The organism is Amycolatopsis bartoniae, assembly GCF_014191255.1.
GTDB classification, from domain to species: Bacteria; Actinomycetota; Actinomycetes; order Mycobacteriales; family Pseudonocardiaceae; genus Amycolatopsis_E; species Amycolatopsis_E bartoniae.
This window is the reverse complement of record NZ_JACHWH010000001.1, coordinates 1,531,654-1,549,014: the sequence shown is the minus strand read 5'-3', so window position 1 is coordinate 1,549,014 and position 17,361 is coordinate 1,531,654. Positions and strand designations below refer to the sequence as shown.

The 17,361-nt window shown below is 71.4% G+C and carries 13 protein-coding genes; 6 read left to right on the top strand and 7 right to left on the bottom strand.

Features of this window, described 5'->3' with window-relative positions; translation table 11 throughout:
• Window positions 1-2: 2 nt before the first annotated feature.
• Window positions 3-1,256 (bottom strand): aspartate aminotransferase family protein, encoded by a 1,254-nt coding sequence (locus FHX82_RS07525; protein ID WP_145937826.1) that lies wholly within the window; start codon window positions 1,254-1,256, stop codon window positions 3-5.
• Window positions 1,257-1,322: 66 nt separating this feature from the next.
• Here FHX82_RS07525 and FHX82_RS07520 point away from each other — a divergent pair, with 66 nt between their 5' ends.
• The 3 genes from FHX82_RS07520 to FHX82_RS07510 are packed head-to-tail and all read left to right on the top strand — an operon-like array spanning window position 1,323 to window position 8,170.
• Window positions 1,323-2,795: an NAD-dependent succinate-semialdehyde dehydrogenase gene (locus FHX82_RS07520; protein WP_145937798.1), complete on the top strand. Its 1,473-nt coding sequence runs from the start codon at window positions 1,323-1,325 to the stop codon at window positions 2,793-2,795.
• Window positions 2,792-3,853, top strand: coding sequence for a tartrate dehydrogenase (locus FHX82_RS07515; protein ID WP_145937797.1), 1,062 nt, complete (start codon window positions 2,792-2,794; stop codon window positions 3,851-3,853). The genes FHX82_RS07520 and FHX82_RS07515 overlap by 4 nt, the downstream gene beginning before the upstream one ends.
• A 48-nt stretch (window positions 3,854-3,901) precedes the next feature.
• Window positions 3,902-8,170 (top strand): HAD-IC family P-type ATPase, encoded by a 4,269-nt coding sequence (locus tag FHX82_RS07510; RefSeq protein ID WP_145937796.1) that lies wholly within the window; start codon window positions 3,902-3,904, stop codon window positions 8,168-8,170.
• 159 nt (window positions 8,171-8,329) lie between these two features.
• On the opposite strand, the gene FHX82_RS07505 is transcribed toward FHX82_RS07510, so the two are convergent.
• The 4 genes from FHX82_RS07505 to FHX82_RS07490 are packed head-to-tail and all read right to left on the bottom strand — an operon-like array spanning window position 8,330 to window position 11,178.
• Window positions 8,330-8,995 carry a hypothetical protein gene (locus tag FHX82_RS07505; RefSeq protein ID WP_183176507.1) on the bottom strand — a complete coding sequence of 222 codons (666 nt, stop codon included), beginning with the start codon at window positions 8,993-8,995 and terminating at the stop codon, window positions 8,330-8,332.
• A 30-nt stretch (window positions 8,996-9,025) separates the two neighbouring features.
• The gene (locus FHX82_RS07500; RefSeq protein ID WP_145937700.1) at window positions 9,026-9,700 is read right to left on the bottom strand and encodes a GntR family transcriptional regulator; all 675 of its coding nucleotides are present in this window, start codon (window positions 9,698-9,700) and stop codon (window positions 9,026-9,028) included.
• Entirely contained in the window at window positions 9,691-10,404 is a 714-nt protein-coding gene (locus FHX82_RS07495; protein ID WP_145937699.1) for a maleate cis-trans isomerase family protein, read from the bottom strand. The genes FHX82_RS07500 and FHX82_RS07495 overlap by 10 nt, the downstream gene beginning before the upstream one ends.
• 33 nt (window positions 10,405-10,437) lie before the next feature.
• Window positions 10,438-11,178: a maleate cis-trans isomerase family protein gene (locus tag FHX82_RS07490; RefSeq protein WP_145937698.1), complete on the bottom strand. Its 741-nt coding sequence runs from the start codon at window positions 11,176-11,178 to the stop codon at window positions 10,438-10,440.
• Window positions 11,179-11,272: 94 nt separating this feature from the next.
• Here FHX82_RS07490 and FHX82_RS07485 point away from each other — a divergent pair, with 94 nt between their 5' ends.
• Together FHX82_RS07485 and FHX82_RS07480 are read left to right on the top strand one after the other, a co-directional pair.
• Entirely contained in the window at window positions 11,273-12,250 is a 978-nt protein-coding gene (locus FHX82_RS07485; RefSeq protein WP_145937697.1) for a D-2-hydroxyacid dehydrogenase, read from the top strand.
• Window positions 12,251-12,261: 11 nt separating this feature from the next.
• Window positions 12,262-13,659, top strand: coding sequence for an amidase (locus tag FHX82_RS07480; RefSeq protein ID WP_221215350.1), 1,398 nt, complete (start codon window positions 12,262-12,264; stop codon window positions 13,657-13,659).
• 14 nt (window positions 13,660-13,673) lie between these two features.
• Here FHX82_RS07480 and FHX82_RS07475 read toward each other — a convergent pair whose 3' ends face one another.
• Window positions 13,674-14,882: an MFS transporter gene (locus FHX82_RS07475; RefSeq protein ID WP_444541918.1), complete on the bottom strand. Its 1,209-nt coding sequence runs from the start codon at window positions 14,880-14,882 to the stop codon at window positions 13,674-13,676.
• A 107-nt stretch (window positions 14,883-14,989) separates the two neighbouring features.
• Here FHX82_RS07475 and FHX82_RS07470 point away from each other — a divergent pair, with 107 nt between their 5' ends.
• Window positions 14,990-15,964 (top strand): aldo/keto reductase, encoded by a 975-nt coding sequence (locus FHX82_RS07470; RefSeq protein WP_145937695.1) that lies wholly within the window; start codon window positions 14,990-14,992, stop codon window positions 15,962-15,964.
• Here the strand turns inward: FHX82_RS07470 and FHX82_RS07465 are convergent.
• On the bottom strand, window positions 15,961-17,325 hold the full coding sequence (locus tag FHX82_RS07465) for a WS/DGAT/MGAT family O-acyltransferase (RefSeq protein ID WP_145937694.1): 1,365 nt from the start codon (window positions 17,323-17,325) through the stop codon (window positions 15,961-15,963). The two genes, FHX82_RS07470 and FHX82_RS07465, sit on opposite strands and share 4 nt — an antisense overlap.
• Window positions 17,326-17,361: the final 36 nt, after the last annotated feature.

Genomic DNA, 17,361 nt, shown 5'->3' with positions numbered 1-17,361 from the left:
CCTCACTTGGTGACGGCCGCGACGGTCTCGCTCCAGATGGCGAGGGCGTCGTCGATCTGCTCCGCGCTCACCACCAGCGGCGGGATCATCCGGACGACGTTCATGTACGCGCCGCAGGTCAGCATCAGCAGCCCGCGCCGGGCGGCCTCCTGCTGCGCGGCCTGCGCGGTCGCGTTGTCGGGCTTGCCGTCGGCCGTGGTGAACTCCGAGCCCACCAGCAGGCCGAGCCCGCGCACGTCACCGATCTGCGGGGTCTTGTCACCGATCAGCCGCGCGCCTTCGAGCAGCTGCTGCCCGCGCGCCGCCGCGTTCGCGACCAGCCCCTCCTCCTCGATGACGTCCAAAGTGGCCAGTGCCGCGGCGCACGAAACCGCGTTGCCGCCGTAGGTTCCGCCCTGCGAACCGGGGTACGCCTTCGCCATCAGCTCCTGCGACGCGGCGATGCCGGACAGGGGGAAGCCGCTGGCCAGGCCCTTCGCGATGGTGACGACGTCCGGCCGGACGTCGAAGTGGTCGTGCCCCCAGAACCGCCCGGTACGGCCGAAACCGGTCTGGATCTCGTCGATCACGAGCAGGATCCCGTGCTCGTCCGCGCGCTCCCGCAGGCCGCGGAGGAACTCGGTGTTCGCCGGCACGTAGCCGCCCTCGCCGAGGACCGGCTCGACGACGAAAGCCGCGGTCTCGCTGGGCGCACTGACGGTGGCGAACAGGTAGTCCAGCTCGCGCAGGCAGAACTTCGTCGCGGTCTGCTCGTCCCAGCCGTAGTGGTAGGCGTACGGGAACGGCGCCACGTGGACGCCGCCCATGAGCGGTGAGATGCCCGCGCTGAACCGGGTGCCCGACGTGGTCATGGTCGCCGTGGCGACGGTGCGGCCGTGGAAGCCGCCCTGGAAGACGATCACGTTCGGCCGCCCGGTCGCCTGTCGCGAAAGCCGGAGCGCGGCCTCGACCGCTTCGCTGCCGGAGTTCGCGAAGAACAGCGAGTCGAGCCCGGCGGGCAGGACGTCGCCGAGCCGCTCGACGAGCTTGAGCAGCGGCTGGTGCATGACGGTCGTGTACTGCCCGTGGACCAGCTTGCCGATCTGCTCCCGCGCCGCCGCGACCACCTTCGGGTGGCAGTGCCCGGTGCTGGTGACGCCGATCCCGGCCGTGAAGTCCAGGTGCCGCCGGCCGTCCACGTCGTAGAGGTAAGCGCCTTCGCCGTGGTCGACGACGACCGGAGTGGCTTGCTTGAGTAGGGGGGACAGCTGGGCCATGAACAGCTCCTCCGGCCGGTTGTAGATTGTTGACAATATGCATAGCATGGGCTCTGACGAGGCGCAATGAACCGGGAGGCGGACGTGAGCGAAACGAGCGTGGTCGAGGCCGTGGCGAAGGAGCTGTTCGTCGGCGGCAAGTGGGTGCCGGCCACGGGCGGGCGGACGTTCGCCGTCGAGGACCCGGCCACCGGCGAGGTGCTGTGCGAGGTCGCCGACGCGACGCCGCAGGACGGGCGCGCCGCGCTCGACGCCGCCGTCGCCGCGCAGGCCGACTGGGCCCGCACCGCGCCGCGCGAGCGCAGCGAGATCCTGCGCCGGGCCTACGAGCTGCTGCTCGCGCGCACCGACGAACTCGGCCTGCTGATGACGCTGGAGATGGGCAAGCCGCTCGCCGAGGCGAAGGGCGAAATCGCCTACGCCGCCGAGTTCTTCCGCTGGTTCTCCGAGGAGGCCGTGCGCATCGACGGCGGCTACCAGGTCGCGCCCAACGGCGCCGGGCGGTTCCTGGTGACCAAGCAGCCCGTCGGCCCCACGCTGCTGATCACGCCGTGGAACTTCCCGATGGCCATGGGCGGGCGCAAGATCGGCCCGGCGATCGCCGCGGGCTGCACGATGGTGATCAAGCCCGCCGAGCAGACCCCGCTGTCGATGCTCGCCCTCGCCGCGATCCTCGCCGAGGCCGGGCTGCCCGCGGGCGTGCTCAACGTCGTCACCACCACCGACCCCGGCGGCGTGATGGAACCGCTGATCCGCGACGGCCGCGCGCGCAAGCTGTCGTTCACCGGCTCGACCGCGGTGGGCAAGAAGCTGCTGGAGCAGTGCGCGGACAAGGTGCTGCGCACGTCGATGGAACTGGGCGGCAACGCGCCGTTCCTGGTGTTCGACGACGCGGACCTCGACGCCGCGGTCGACGGCGCGATGCAGGCGAAGATGCGCAACATCGGCGAGGCGTGCACGGCGGCCAACCGGTTCTACGTGCAGCGCGGCGTCGCCGACGAGTTCGCCCGCCGGCTCACCGAGCGCATGGCTGCCCTGCCGATGGGCCGCGGCACCGAGACGGGCGTCGTCGTCGGCCCGCTGATCGACTCCGATGCCGTGCGGAAGGTCACCGAGCTGGTGGGGGACGCGACCGAGCGCGGCGCGCAGGTGCTCACCGGCGGCGCGGCCGTCGACGGGCCGGGCAACTTCTACCAGGCCACCGTGCTCACCGGCGTGCCGCGCGACGCGCGCATGGCGAGCGAGGAGATCTTCGGGCCGGTGGCGCCGATCACCGTCTTCGACACCGAGGACGAAGCGGTCGCCGCCGCGAACGACACCGAGTACGGTCTGGTCAGTTACGTCTTCACCAACGACCTCAAGCGCGCGCTGCGCGTCTCGGAGAACCTGGAGGCCGGCATGATCGGGCTGAACCAGGGCATCGTGTCCAACCCGGCCGCGCCGTTCGGCGGGGTCAAGCAGTCCGGGCTGGGCCGTGAGGGCGGCGGGGTCGGTATCGACGAGTTCCTGGAGATCAAGTACGTGGCGGTCGCACTGTGAACACCTACCGGATCGCCAGCATCCCCGGCGACGGCATCGGCGTGGACGTCCAGGCCGAGGCCCGCAAGGTGCTGGACCGCGCCGCGCGGCGGTTCGAGTTCGGGCTGGAGTGGACCGAGTTCGACTGGAGCTGCGAGCGCTACCTCGAGACCGGCCGGATGATGCCGGAGGACGGGATCGAGCAGCTGGCGGGGTTCGACCAGATCCTGCTCGGCGCGGTCGGCTTCCCCGGCGTGCCGGACCACGTTTCGCTGTGGGGACTGCTGATCCCGGTGCGGCGCGCGTTCTCGCAGTACGTCAACCTGCGGCCGGTGCGGCTGCTGCCGGGCACCACGTCGGTGCTCAGGGACCGCACGGCCGACGAGCTGGAGATGGTGATCGTCCGGGAGAACTCCGAGGGCGAGTACTCCGAGCTGGGCGGGCGGCAGAACCGCGGGCTGCCGGGCGAGTTCGCGCTGCAGGAGTCGGTGTTCACGCGGGTCGGGGTCGAGCGGATCGTCCGGTACGCGTTCGAGCTGGCGCAGACGCGCACGGGCCGGGTGGTGTCGGCGACGAAGTCCAACGGGATCATCCACACCATGCCGTTCTGGGACGAGATCTTCGCCGAGGTGGCCGAGGAGTTCCCGACCGTCCACAGTGAACAGTGCCACATCGACGCGCTGGCCGCGCGGATGGTGCAGCAGCCGGAGCGGATCGACGTGGTGGTGGGGTCGAACCTGTTCGGCGACATCCTGAGCGACCTCGCGGCGGCGGTCACCGGCGGGCTGGGCATGGCGCCGTCGGGCAACATCAACCCGGCGCGCGAGCACCCGTCGATGTTCGAGGCGGTGCACGGCAGCGCGCCGGACATCGCCGGTCAGGGCATCGCGAACCCGGTGGCGCAGATCCTCGCGGGCACGATGATGCTGGAACACCTCGGGGAGGCCGAAGCCGCCCGAGCCGTCTACACGGCGGTCGAGCAGGTCCTCGCGACGGGCGAGGTGGCGACCCCGGACCTCGGCGGCAAGGCGACGACGGCAGAACTCGGTTCGGCGATCGCGGACGCCGTGCAGGCATAGAACGGCGGTTTCTGGGCACCTTTCCTGGCACGGGAGAGGGAGGTGCCAATGGAGTTGCTCGGCGTGCGGGTGCCGGGACCGTTGTCGACTGTCGGTGCGATCGCCGGCACCGTGCGTGGTGTGCTGGGGGGACGGCAGCGACGGCAGGTGTGGTCCTGCCCTGGACGGTTGCACGTCGAGGCGCACGGGGTGCACGGCGCGGGCGGCGAACGCGTCGCGCGCCGCATCGAGCGGGAGCTGGAGAAGCACGAGGGCGTGCACTGGGCGCGCGTCAACGCGCCCTCCTCCCGGGTGATCATCGCCGTCGACGACCCCGCGCCGCGGACCGAGGACCTGGTACGCGTCGTCGAGCGCGCCGAGGCCGAACCGGACACCGAGCAGGAACTCGTCGCCGAGGACGAACTCCACCATCCCGCGGACGGCGTGCGCGGCACGCGCCTGTTGCCGACGCTCGCCGCGAACGCCATTGGGCTCGGGTTGTCGGCGATCACCCGCGTCGCGCCGTGGGCGCCGCTGCCCGCGGAACTGGCCGCGTTGCCCAGCGTCCTCGACCTGCACCCGAAGCTGCGCGAGCTCGCCGCGAAGCGGGCGGGCAGCGGGGAGCGCGCCGACACGGCCACCTCCATCGCCGCCGCGCTCGGGCACGGGCTCGCCGCCGGCGGCGAGGGCACCCTGCTGGACACCGTGCAGCGCGTCGAGCAGTGGCGGGAGGCGCGCGCCTACTCGAAGGCTTGGTGCGCCGCGGAAAGCAGCCTGATCACCGGTCCCGAGGACGCCGCCGCGGACCCCGTGGTCGTCGAACGGCCGCGGCCGCTGCCGGACGGCCCGGTGGAGGACTACGAGCGCAAGGTACTGGCCGCCGGCGCCGCGGCGACCGCCGTGATGCTGCCGTTCGGGCCGCGGCGAGCGCTGGGGATCGGGCTCGCGTCGCTGCCCAAGGCGGCGGAGGCGGGGCGCGCGGCGTTCGGGGCCCACCTCGGGCGGGTGCTGGCGCGGCACGGCACGCTCGTGATGGACCGCGCCGTACTACGGCGCCTCGACACGGTCGACATGGTGGTTGTCGACGAGGGCGCGCTCGACACCGGGCGCATGGCGCCGAGCGAGCTGAAAGCGCTTTCCGACGAGGCCGGTCTCGTCGACCGCGTGTGGCAGCTGTTCGACCCGAAACGGCCGCGGAAGAAGCGGAGCGCCGACGGCTGGCGGCTCGCCCCGCTCGACGAACCCGGCGAGGACGGCGAGGAGCTGCTGCGCAAGGGCGCGGCGGCGGTCCTCGGCCTGTGGCGCGAGGACGAGCTGCACGCCCTGCTCGGGCTCAAGCGGGAGACCCCGCCCGGCATCGCGACGCTCGTCGCCGCGGCCCGGCGCGCGAACCTGCCCATCGTCAGCGCGAACGGGGACGAGCCGTCCTTCGACGCGGACCGGACCGTGCCCGGGGGCAAGCGGCTCGTCGCGTCGGTGCGTGACCTGCAGGCCGAGGGGCACGTCGTGCTGCTCGTGTCCGCCGACCGGCAGGCGCTGGGCGCGTCGGACTGCGGGGTCGGCGTGCACGCGGACGGCGAGGCGCCGCCGTGGGGCGCGCACCTGCTCGTCGGGGACGACCTGGCCGTCGCCGGGCTGCTGATCGAGGCGACGTGCGTGGCCCGCGACATCGACCGCGACGGCATCCGGCTCGCCGCCGGGGCGAGCGGCGTGGGCGCGGTCAGCGCGTTGCAGCGGGGCCGGACGAGCCCGGCGAGCCGCAGCCTGCGGGCGGTGAACGCCGGCGCCGGGCTGGCGATCGCCAACGCCCACCGGCGCGCGGGACGCCTGCGGCCGCCGGCGTTGAACGGCGCTGTGGCGCCCTGGCACCTGATGCCCGCGGACATCGTGCTGGAGCGCCTGAAAACCGACCACAACGGACTGTCCACACAGGAGGTCCGGCGCCGGACGCGGGCCAGCGGCGGCGAGGAGAAGACCAGTTTCGCCAATGCCTTCATCGCCGAGCTGTCGAACCCGCTGACGCCGGTCCTGCTCGGCGGGGCGGCGCTGTCCGCGTCCGTCGGATCTCCGTCGGACGCGCTGCTCGTCGCGGGCGTGACCGCGTTGTCCGCGGTGGTCGGCAGCGTGCAGCAGGTGCGCACGGAACGGCAGCTGGCCGAGCTGCTGCACCGGTCGGCGACCACGGCCACCGTGCTGCGGGACGGCGAGGAACGCACGCTCGCCGCGGACGAGCTGGTTCGTGGTGATGTGGTACTGCTCGACTCGGGTGATGTAGTACCAGCGGATTGCCGATTGTTGACAAGCGAAGCGCTGGAGATGGACGAGTCCTCGCTCACCGGCGAGTCACTGCCCATCGCCAAGAACCCCGCGCCGGTGGTGGCCGCGGACGTCGCGGACCGGACGTCGATCCTCTACGAGGGCACGACGGTCGCGGCGGGACAGGCCACCGCGGTGGTGATCGCGACAGGCGACGACACCGAGGCCGGGCGCAGCATGGCGCTCGCCAGGGAGGGTGCGCCCGACACCGGTGTGGAGAACCGGCTCGCCGAGCTGACGCGCAAGAGCATGCCCGCCGCGCTGGGGTCGGCGGTCGCCGTCGCCGGCGCGGGGCTGGTGCGTGGCATCCCGTTGCGCGAGAGCATGTCCGCGGCCGTCAACCTCGCGGTCGCGTCGGTGCCGGAAGGGCTGCCGTTCCTCGTCAACGCGGCACAGCTGGCCGCGGCGCGGCGGCTCGCGGAGCACAACGCGCTCGTGCGCAACCCGCGCAGCATCGAGGCGCTGGGCCGGGTCGACGTGCTGTGCTTCGACAAGACCGGCACGCTCACCGAAGGCAAGCTGACGGTCCACGAGATCGACGACGGACAGGATCGTCGCGTTGTTGACAATCTGACTAGCGAACTTTCCGACGTGTTGGCAGTCGCCGTTCGCGCCACTCCTCATGCTGACAATCCGACAGACCTGCCGCACGCCACCGACCGCGCGGTGCTGTCGAGCGCCGAGTACGCCGGGGAGCGGTCGTGGGAGCAGCTGGACGCCGTGCCGTTCGAGCCGTCGCGCGGCTACCACGCGACGCTCTGCCGGCTGGACGGCGAGACGGTGCTCAGCGTCAAGGGGGCGCCGGAGGCCGTGCTGCCGAAGTGCTCGCTCGACGAGGCGACGCACCGGCGGCTGTCGAAGCGCATGAAGAAACTCACCCAGGCAGGCCAACGGGTCCTCGCGGTGGCCGAGCGCTCGCTCGATTCGTCTACTGTGGACGAGGACGCGGTGGAGGACCTGGAGTTCCGCGGCTTCGTGGCGATCGCGGACCCGGTGCGCGGCAGTGCCGCCTCCGCGGCCGCGCAGCTGCGGGAGGCGGGCGTGCAGATCGTGATGATCACCGGCGACCACCCCGACACCGGTGAGGCCATCGCGAGCGAGGTGATGGTGGACAAGGACCAGCTGCACGTGGTGACCGGCGCGCAGATCGAGGAGCTGGACGAGGACCGGCTCGCGGAGACGTTGCGGACGGTCGACGTGGTGGCCCGCTGCAGCCCGGTGCAGAAGGTGCGCATCATCAAGGCGTACCAGCGGCTCGGGCGCACGGTCGCGATGACGGGCGACGGGGCCAACGACGCCCCGGCGATCCGGCTCGCCGACGTCGGTATCGCCCTCGGCGAGCACGGCACGCCCGCCGCGAAGGCCGCCGCGGACCTCGTGGTGACCGACGACCGGCTGGAGACGATCATCGCCGCTCTGATCGAAGGGCGTGCGATGTGGGCCTCGGTGCGGGAGGCGCTCGCGATCCTGCTGGGCGGCAACCTGGGGGAGATCGCGTTCAGCGTGCTGGGTGCCGTGCTCACCGGCCGCTCGCCGCTGACCGCGCGGCAGCTGCTGCTGGTCAACCTGCTCACCGACCTGGCCCCGGCGCTGGCGATCGCGTTGCGCCGCCCCAGCGGCGGCACCGAACTGCTCAGCGAGGGCCCGGAAAGCTCGCTGGGCAAGGCGTTGCAGCGTGACATCGGGGTGCGCGCGGGCGTCACGACCCTGGGCGCGACCACGGCCTGGACCCTCGCGCGGGTCACCGGCCGTGGCCGCCGGGCCAGCACCGTCGCGCTGGCGAGCCTCGTCGGCACGCAGCTGGGCCAGACGCTCGTGACCGGCGGGGTGGACCGGCCGACGCTCGCGGCGTCGCTGGGTTCCGCGGCCGCGCTGGCGCTGGTGATCCAGACCCCGGGCGTGAGCCGGTTCTTCGGCTGCACGCCACTGGGCCCGGTCGGCTGGACGATCGCACTGGGCTCCGCCACGTCGGCGACGCTGCTCGGCACCCTGTTCGACCGCCAGCCGGAGGAGGCGGACTGAGCCTCAGCCGCGGGCCTCGATCGCCCTGACCGTCCGCGCCGGCGCCTCGCCTTTGCCGATGGTCTCGGCGACGAGCCCGAACCCGACGCGCCGCCCCGGAGACATCCGCGACGGGGGTGACGAAGGTAAGGAGGAACAACCCGTGAAGATCGGAAACCGTCAGCCGCGCGAGAGAACCGTCTCCAGCGCGGGCGTCAGCGCGGGGACGCGTTGGTCCAGCAGCTTCTTCGCATCGGCGCGATTCCTGGAGACGGCTTGGAAGTCGAGCATCATCGCGTAGTTGCCCTGGGCCGCGAACACGTAACAGTGGCGGGACCCCATCTCAGGGTCGTCCTCGCAGTACGCCACCTGCCGCTCGACGCCGGGCGCCTGCGGCACGGAGATCTTGCCGGTGACGGTCGTGGCGAGCCCCACCGCGTCCGTGTCATGGCTGCAGGTCAACGCCTGCTCGACCTCCTGAACCGTGGTCGTCCCCGCAGCTCGGTAGCGGGCCAGTACCTGGTGCACCTGCAGGTGTACGTCACCGTCGCTGGTGTACAAGTCCGCCTGCGCGGCGCTCGAAATCCGCCCGTCCGACGCCAGCCGTTGCCCACACGGCTTCCCGAGCGACGGGCGCGAGGTCTCGTTGGGCAGCACGGAGACGGGGCCCTGCGCGACGTTCAGTCCGTACTTGGCCACCTCGTCGCGGGTCAGCATCGCGGCCAGCACCCGCTGCTGGTCGCTCACCGATGGGGACGGGGAGGGTGGAGCGGGGGCGGGCGCCGCCGGGGCGGCGGAGCACGCCGCGAGCACACCCGCGACCAGGAACAACCAGAGCTTGCGCACGCTCCGGGATCGGGAACGCGCCGGGGAACGTTACGCGGGCGCGGTGGTGTCCTGCGTGAGCCGCCGCACGGCGTCGTCCATGTGGGTTTCCAGCAGGGCGATCGCGCGTTGCCCTTCGCCGCGGCGGATGGCTTCGGTGATCTGCATGTGCTCGGTCACCCGCTCCTCGTCCTCGGCGTACGTGAGGCGCAGCGCGGACAGGCACATCCGTGTCTCGGTGAGCAACGTCTGCGACATCCGCTGCAGCCGCTTGCTGCCCGACGCCGCGACGAGCACCTCGTGGAACCGGTTGTCCGCTTCGGACACTCCGCTCCAGTCCCGCGCGGCCGTCGCGTCCGCCATGTCGTGCACCGTTTCCGTGAGCGCTTCGGCCACCACTTCACGGTCGGGCCGGCGCACGACGCGCAACACCGCCTGGCGTTCGATCGCCATGCGCGCGGCGTAGATGTCCTGGATGTCCTCGGGTTCGAGGTCGATCACGAACAGCCCGCGGTGCGGTTCGCTGCGCAGCAGACCTTCGGACACGAGCCGCTGCATCGCTTCGCGCAACGGCCCGCGCGACACCTGGAACTGCGCGGCCAGCTCGGTCTCCCCCAGCTGCGCGCCCGGCGGCAGTGAGCCGGTCATGATCGCTTCGCGCAGCTGGCGCGCGATGATCGAGGCGGTGGACTCCCGGTTCACGGGTTCCATTTCTGTCAGTGGCATTGGAAAAGCTCCCCCAGTTGAACGGACTCGGGTACTGTGCCTGCCAGCCGCAGGCCTTCCCAGATGGTCACCTGGTTGGCCGTGAGCACGGGCTTTCCGAGTCGAGCCTCGATCGTAGGGATGACTCCGAGGGTTCGCATCGCGGTATCGGGGACCAACACCGCTTCCGCGGCCGGATGGTCGTGAAAAACCGCGAAATCCACCACTGACTCCGGTGCGAGTGTGCCGACTTCGGCGGCGGTGTCGATGCCCGCGCTGGACATGGCGACGATTTCGATGCCACCCCGGCCCAGGAACTCGACGAACAGCTTCGCCACGTCCTCCGGATAGCTCGCCGCCACGGCGACGCGCTTCAGGCCCAGCTTCGCCGCCGCCCGCACGAACGCGAACGACGTGCTCGACGCCGGCTTGCCCGCGACGGCCGCCAGCTTGTCCACCTGCTCCTGCGCGCCTTCCCAGCGGTAGACGAAGCTGCCGCTCGTACAGGCCCACACCACGACGTCGGGCTCGTGCTTCGCCAGCAGCGACGCGCCTTCGGCCAGCCGCTCCTCGCTGCCCAGGTCGAGCAGCTCGGGCACGGCGTGGAGGTCGGTGCCGTAGATGTGCTCGACCGGCAGCGAGAACCCCGGACCCAGCAGCTGCTCGGCGAACGGGTAGTCGTCCTCGGCAGCGTGGTCGGGGTAGATGAATCCGACAGTCGGCATTCGGACAAACCTCCAGTCAGGTTGTCGACAATCCTACGATACTTCTTTCAGCCACTTGCCAGGTCCGACGATCGGAAGTTCCATGCGCTTGAGGCACGCCCACATGGTCAGCTGGTTCGCGGTAAGCACCGGCTTGCCGAGCGCCGCCTCCAGCGGCTCGATCAGGTCGTACGTGGGCAGATTGGTGCAGCTGACGAAGACCGCCTCGGCGTCGGGGTGGTCGGCGGCGAAGATCCGCTCCGCGATCGTGCGGTAACTGACCTTCCAGATCCCGCCGCCGAGCCCGAGGTGCTCGCTGGAGAGCGTCTCGACGTTCATCTCGGTCAGGAACTCGTGCAGCTTGCCGGTGAGGTCCGCGTCGTACGGGGTGATGACGGAGACGCGGTGCACGTCGAGCTGGTGCAGCACCTCGGCGAGCGCACCCGACGTGGTCACCGCGTCCGGCGCGCCGGCGTCGCAGATCGCCTTGCACAGCGAGCGCTCGTAGTCGATGCCGTTGACGAAGCTGCCCGACGTGCACAGGTACGCGACCACCTCGGGTTCCACGTGAAGCACGTCGCGGGTGGCGGCGGCGAGGTGGGCGCTGTTGCTGACGAGCTGCGCCATCTCCATGCTCACCGGCACGGGTTCGTAGGGGGTGCGGGCGAGGTGCAGGGACACCTCCATCGGCACCCAGCGCCAGAGCTCGCGCTCCAACGCCAGGTCGAACGGCGCGATGACGCCGATCCCCCGCTGGGCCAGTGGGCCGTCGAAGACAGGGAAGTCCAAATCCAAGGCTGGGCTCCGAAGGTGACGCTCTGGACGAAGGCCTCCGGGGTGGATCCTCGGATTGTTGACAATCATACGACCGGCTCCTACCGTGTCAATGATGATCGGCACGGAGGCTCCGGTGCTGGCGGTGCTCTGCGGAGATCGGCACCCCCCGGACATGGGACCCATCGAATCCGGGGCCGAAATCCGTTACACAGACGAAAAAGGGCTTCCCGAAGCGTTGCGCGGAGCCGACGCGCTGTTCGTCTACGACTTCCTCTCCACCGCCGTGCCCGGCGCCTGGCACGCGGCCGACCGCGTCCGCTGGGTGCACATCGCGAGCGCCGGCGTCGACCCGGTCATGTTCCCCGAGCTGCGTGAGAGCGACGTGGTCCTGACCAATTCGCGCGGGGTGTTCGACGACTCGATCGCCGAGTACGTGCTCGGCGTCGTCATCGCGTTCGCCAAGGACCTGCCGCGCTCGCTGGAGCTGCAGCGGGAGCGGCGCTGGCAGCACCGCGAGAGCGAGCGCGTCGCGGGCCGCCGCGCGCTCGTCGTCGGCACCGGCCCGATCGGCCGGGCCATCGCCCGGCTGCTGCGCGCCGCCGGGCTGGTGGTGTCCGGGATGGGGCGCCGGGAGCGCGACGGCGACCCCGACTTCGGCACCGTGTACGCGTCGGCCGACCTCGCGACACGGGTGGGCGAGTTCGACTACGTCATCGCCGTGGCGCCGCTGACCGAGCAGACCAAGGGCATGTTCGACGCGGCCGCCTTCGCGGCGATGAAGCCGGCCGCCCGGTTCGTCAACGTCGGCCGCGGCGAGCTGGTGGTGACGAGTGACCTGGTCACGGCGTTGCGGGAGGGGCAGATCGCCGGGGCGGCGCTGGACGTCTTCGACGTCGAGCCGCTGCCCGCCGATCATCCATTGTGGACGCTGGGAAACGTGGTGCTGACCCCGCACATGTCCGGGGACTTCGTGGGCTGGCGCAACACGCTCGTCGAGGTGTTCGCCGACAACTTCGCCCGCTGGCGCGACGGCCGCCCGCTTCGTAATGTCGTCGACAAACAACTGGGCTACGTGCCGTCGGGGCAGTGACAAGGAGCATCATGAGCACCCTGTTGACGGCGAGTGAGCTGGTCGCCGCGTACTCGACCGGGGAGATTTCGCCGGTCGAGGCCACCGAGGCCGCGCTGACCGCCATCGAGGAGCGCGACGGCGAGGTGAACGCCTACTGCCTCGTCGACCGCGAAGTGGCCCTCGAAGGCGCGAAGGCCTCCGAGACGCGCTGGCGTGAGGGCAACCCGATCGGCTGGCTCGACGGGGTGCCGACGTCGATCAAGGACATGTTCCTCACCGCGGGCTGGCCCACCCTGCGTGGCTCCACCTGCATCGACCCGGACCAGCCGTGGGACGTCGACAGCCCGGTCGCCGCGCGGCTGCGCGAGAACGGCCTGGTGCTGCTGGGCAAGACCACCACGCCGGAGCTGGCGTGGAAGGGCGTCACGGACAGCGCGCTGACGGGCGTCACGCGCAACCCGTGGGACCCGGCGTTGACCGCGGGTGGGTCCAGCGGTGGGAGCGCGGCGGCCGTCGCGGCCGGGATGGGGGAGCTGTCGGTCGGCACCGACGGCGGCGGTTCGATCCGGATTCCCGCGGCGTTCTGCGGGATCGTCGGGCTCAAGCCGACGCACGGCCGCGTCCCGCTGTACCCGGCGAGCCCGTTCGGCGCGCTGTCGCACGCGGGCCCGATGGCGCGTTCGGTGGACGACGTCGCGTTGATGCTGGACGTGCTCGCGCTGCCGGACCACCGCGACCCAGCCGCGTTGCCGCCGCCCATCAGCGCGTACCGCGAGGCGGTGCGGCGCGACGTGCGCGGCCTGATCGCGGCGTTCTCCCCGACGCTCGGGTTCGCGAAGGTGGACCCCGAGGTGGCGGAGCTGGTGCGCTCGGCGGTCAACGGCCTGGCGGACGCGGGGTTGCGGATCGAGGAGACCGACCCGGGCTTCGGCGACCCGAAGGACGCCTTCGACGTGCTGTGGTCGACGGGCGCGGCGCAGTGGCTCGACACGTTCCCGCCGGGCTCGGAGGAGAAGGTCGACCCGGGCCTGCGGCGGGTGTGGGAGCAGGGCAAGACGTACTCGGCGGCGGACTACCTGTCGGCCAACGCGGAGCGCGCGGCGCTGGGCATCCTGATGGGTGAGTTCCACACGCGCTACGACGTCCTGCTCACGCCGACCGTCGGGATCCCGCCGTTCGAGGCGGGCCACGAGGTGCCGCCGGGTAGCGGTCTGTCGGGCTGGCCGGAGTGGACGCCGTTCACGTACCCGTTCAACATGACCCAGCAGCCGGCGATCAGCGTCCCGGCGGGCCTCACGTCGGACGGCCGCCCGGTCGGCCTGCAGATCGTGGGCCCCCGGCACTCGGACGACCTGGTGCTGGCCGTGGCGAAACTGGTGGAGGAGATCCGCCCGATCCGCGTGAGCCGCCTGGCCTCGGGCGGGTAGGCGCGGCGCTGGGATCAGACGGGAGTCGCACGAGGCCCGCGCCGGCGCAGGATCCGGATTTCCCGGTTCAGCAGCGCGCCGGCCGTCGCCACGGCGATCGCCGCCGCGCCGGCCAGCAACACGGGTTGCGTGCCGAACCGGGCGGCCAGCGGACCCGCCGCCACGGCACCCACCGGTAGTGCGACGATCGACCCGAGGAGGTCGTACGAGTACACCCGCGACAGCCGGTCCGCGGGAACGTTCTCCTGCAACGACACGTCCCACGCCACCGTGAACACCTCGATCGCCACTCCGTTCACGAACCCCGCCGCCAGCAGCGGCAGCACCAGCGGCACCTGCACGAGGAACACCAGCGGCAGCACGTCGGCGAACGTCACCGCCACTCCCACCAGCAAGGCGCGGCGCGGCTGCCAACGCGCTGCCAGCACACCGCCGGCCAATGCCCCGATCGTCTGTGCCGCGAGTATCAGCCCCCACGCCCGCCGCCCGATGGTGTGGTCCGCGATCAACGGACCGAGCACCTGCACCGCGCCCGCGTTCACCGCGTTGACCACGCAGAACTGCGCCGCCACCGTCCAGATCCAGCTGCGAGACGAGAACTCGCGCCAGCCCTCCGCCAGCTCGGCGAGCGGTCGCGACGACGGCACCACCGCCGGTTCCACGCGGATCCGCCGGTAGCTCAGCGCCGCCGAGAGGAACAGGGACGCGTTGACGGCGATCGCCCAGCCCGAGCCGAGCCCGGCGACGAGCACTCCACCCACGGCGGCACCCGTGAAGCGGCCGAGGTTCGCCCCGATGCGCACGTACGCGTTCGCTTGTGCCAGCACGTTTTCCGGCACAGTCTGCGGGGTCAGCGCGGACGCCGCGGGCAGCGAGACTGCCGCGACCGCGCCGTTGGCGAGGCTGAGCGCGACCAGCAGCGGCACCGAGCCGAATCCACAGAGGACACTCGCGGCGATCACTGCCTGCGTGAGCGCCGACGCGAGTTCGCTGCCCTGCAGGATGACCGAGCGGGGCAACCGGTCGGCGAGCATCCCGCCGAACAGGACCAGCAACACACTGGCCAGTGACCGCGCGCCCACCACGAACCCGAGGTCCACCGCGGATCCGGTGCGGTCGAGCACCGCGAAGGCGAGTGCCACCGGCGCGACCGCGTTGCCCAGCTCACCGCACGTCCGCCCGGTCAGCAACCACCGGAAGTCGTCGTGCGCCAGCGGGTTCACGGAGAGCAGACTGGCCCGTCGGCCGAGGCGAGGCCAAGCGATTATCCGCGCGGGTGCTTGACCAACTTCACGATGCGTCCGGTCGGCGGTTGTGCTGAGCTGGAAGCATGCGTACGACGACATTGGGCAGGAGCGGGCTGGAGGTCTCCCGCATCGCGTTCGGCACCTGGCAGCTCGGCGGGGACTGGGGCTCGTTCGACGAGGACGCCGCGGTGCGGGCGATCCGGCACGCACGCGAGCTGGGTGTGAACTTCTTCGACACCGCCCAGGCGTACGGGTTCGGCAAGTCCGAGGCGCTGCTCGGCCGCGCACTGCGCGAGGAGCTGAAGCGGGACCGCGACAGCGTTGTCATCGCCACCAAGGGCGGCATCAACCCGGGCAGTGACCGGCCCCGCGACGCGCGCCGGTCGTGGCTGCGCCAGGGTGTCGAGGAAAGCCTGCGCTACCTGGAGATCGACCACATCGACCTCTACCAGGTGCACTGGCCCGACCCGGACACGCCGGCCGAGGAGACCGCGAGCGCGCTGCAGGAACTGGTCGACGAGGGCAAGATCCGGCACGTGGGAGTGTCCAATTACGACACTCCGCAGCTCGCCGCCTTCGACCGGACGCGTCCCGTGGAGACGCTGCAGCCGCCGTACCACCTGTTCCGGCGCGCGATCGAGGACGACCCGCTGCCGTACTGCCGGGAGCACGAGATCGGCGTGCTGGTCTACAGCCCGCTCGGCAGCGGCCTGCTCACCGGCGCGCTGACCCCGGACGCGAAGTTCGAGGACGGCGACTGGCGCTCCAACGCCAGCGCCTTCCAGGGCGACAACCTGCGCCGCAACCTCGAAGTCGTCGACGAGCTGAAACTTTTCGCCGAGCACAAGGGTTGCTCCGTCAGCCAGCTCGCGATCGCCTGGACACTGCACAAACCGGGCGTGCACGTCGCCATCGTCGGCGCCCGCCGGGCGAAGAACATCGAGGACAGCCTCGGCGCGGCGGACGTCGACCTGACCGCGGACGAGGTCGCCGAGATCGAGCGCATCACCGCCCGCGGCGTGCAGGTCGACGGCGCCAGCCCGGAGGGCGTGGCCTAGGCCACCGCGGCCTCCAGCTCCGACAGCGCCGTGTCGAGGTGGAGCAGCAGGCGCTGCAGGTGCGGAACGCTGCGGCGGCAGCCGGTGATGCCGAAGTCGAGGTTGTCGCCGTTGTTGGTCAGCGTGATGTTCAGCGCCTGCCCGTCCAGCAGCACCGACGCGGGGTAGATCCCGTCGAGGTGCGCGCCGTTCCAGTACATCTGCTTGCGTGGCCCCGGCACGTTCGAGATCACGAGGTTGAACGGCGGCCGGGTGTTGGAGACGACACCCGGCACCGTCGCAACCCCCAGCTGCGCCACGTTGATCCCCGACAGCAGCAGCGCCTGCACGGGCGTCAGCTGGTTGAAGATCCGCTTCGCCTCGCGCATCGAGTGGTGGATCGTCGCGAGCCGGACCGCCGCGTCCGTCTTGTCGGTGGCCAGGTTGCACAGCACCGCGCCGATCTGGTTGCCGCCACTGGACTCGGTGTCGCTCTGCTTGCGCATCGACACCGGCACCATCGCCACGAGCGGCGCGTCCGGCAGCGCGCTCTGCTCGATGAGGTAGTCGCGCAGCGCGCCCGAGCACATCGCGAGCACGACGTCGTTGCGGGACGTGCCCGTCTTCGCCGCGATCGACCGCACCCGCCCGAGCGGCCAGGACTGCGCCGCGAACCGGCGGGCCCCGCCGATCGGCACGTTCAACATCGTGCGCGGCGCCTGCATCGGCAACGTCAACGTGTGCTCCCGGAACGCCTCACGCGCCACGCGCAGCGCCGCCGGCGCGACTCCCGCGAGCTGTTCCAGAGACCCGCGCGCGGTGTCCAGCAGGGAACGGTTGCCGCGGCGCGCCTTCTCACGCGGCGGGCGGCGCGAACCCCACGGCGGCGGGCAGTCGTGGTCGTCCGGGTCGTCGCTCAGCGTGCCCTGCAGGTGCCGCAGGGCCGAGACGCCGTCCAGCAGGGCGTGGTGGATCTTGCTGTACATCGCGAACCGGCCGTCCCGCAACCCTTCCACGAGGTGGATCTCCCACAGCGGGCGGTGCCGGTCGAGCAGCGTGCTGTGCCAGCGCGACGTCAGCTCCAGCAGCTCGCGGATGCGGCCCGGCTGCGGCAGCGCGGAGTGGCGGAAATGGTAGTCGAGGTCGACATCGGAGTCCTGTGCCCAGGCCAGGTAACCCGCGGTGTTCACCGGCCGCGCCGGGCGGCGGCGGAACAGCGGTGGCACGTTGTCCGCTTTGAGCAGGTCCTCGCGTAACCCGCGCAGGTAGTCCCGGTCGGCGCCCTCGGGGGTGCGGAACAGCTGGAGACCACCGACGTGCATCGGGTGCTCGCGGCTTTCCACCAGCAGGAACATCGAGTCGGTGAAGGGCATCAGTGCCATGGGAGTCCACCTCTCGGGGCCGGAGTGCTACGCACA